We start from the raw sequence: 1,227 nt of genomic DNA on the forward strand, positions 1-1,227 counted from the left end.
GTCTTGAAAATCTACCCGCGTTTTGCTTTTCCATTCATCAGGTGTTTTAAAACTTATTCCAAAATGCAATGCACCATTATTATTAGGATTCGCAAATAATAAATTACCTTGATGAGCAGCCATTAGCCGGTTTCCATTGCAAAGCTGAAAAAATCCAGGACAGTTCACCTCCGGTTGATGAATATCGGCTTGTATATTGAAAGTACCTGTTTCTTCAACTTCCGTGTCGGTAACAAATTTTCTTACTTTAGACATTCCACCATTGGCAATAATAACCAGCTCTGCTGTTTCACTCGATTTATCCTCAAAAGTTAGTATCCACTTCTCCTTATCAGGTTCAAGGGTAACAAGTTTTCTATCCCAAATGACGGTATCATTTTGTAAACTATTTAATAGGATAGTCCTTAAGTCATTTCTGTTTATTTCAGGATTGTCAAAACGATTTTCGGGTCTTACATTTTTTGTGGTTAAAATATTGCCCTTTTCATCAACAATATTTACACCCATTGGTAAAGCTAAGTCATAATAAGTTTGTAACAATCCCGCTCTTTTCATTGCTTCCTGTCCCGAATCCCTGTGCAGATCAAGTGTCCCACCAAAAATCCTTGCATCTTGGTCTTTGTCTCTCTCGTAAACTGTAATGTCCACGCCGTTTTGCTGTAACAATCTCGCCATTGTTAATCCAACAGGCCCGGCACCAATTATTGTAATTTTTTTATGTTTTAGTAAAGTCATATTCTTGTTCGCTGGTTTTAATGTCAACTAATGTCTGTCAATTTAATCACTTTGTTTTTTTTAAATTCAAACACGGATTTTCCTGATAACTTTAGCTTTTGCCCTTTTTTTAAGCCGTTCGGAAAGTCAATTGCTAAAATTGCTGTATAATCAATTTCTATTTCAGTGCTGTTGTCAAAATGCCTAAACGATTTAACTGTCTGTGTTCTCTTTGCAAAGTATGTTTTTGCTGTTTCTGCCTGTTGTTTAAACGCTGTTAACCCTTTCAGCGATAAACTTATATCATTATTTTGAATGTTTTCAAAAACAATATTATCGTCAAGGTCTGCAACCATTTTTTTGATATCAAATTGGTTGTATCCATCGATGTAGTTATTGATGATGTTTACTCTGTCGGTCATATTTTGTAATTATTTATCGGTTACATATTGGTGTTGTCTGTAGGTTGTTCTACGATAATTGCCAACTTTTAACTTCTATACGAAGGAACAT

Annotated in this window: 2 protein-coding genes; both read right to left on the bottom strand. The window is 34.9% G+C overall.

The window, feature by feature from the left end:
- On the bottom strand, positions 1–762 hold a 762-nt coding region (locus FTV43_RS15610), incomplete at its 3' end, for an NAD(P)/FAD-dependent oxidoreductase (protein ID WP_179995851.1).
- Entirely contained in the window at positions 759–1,136 is a 378-nt protein-coding gene (locus FTV43_RS15615; RefSeq protein ID WP_044502095.1) for a hypothetical protein, read from the bottom strand. The genes FTV43_RS15610 and FTV43_RS15615, both read right to left, overlap by 4 nt.
- Positions 1,137–1,227: the final 91 nt, after the last annotated feature.

Source organism: Acinetobacter sp. YH16053 (genome assembly GCF_013417035.1).
Classification (GTDB): Bacteria; Pseudomonadota; Gammaproteobacteria; order Pseudomonadales; family Moraxellaceae; genus Acinetobacter; species Acinetobacter towneri.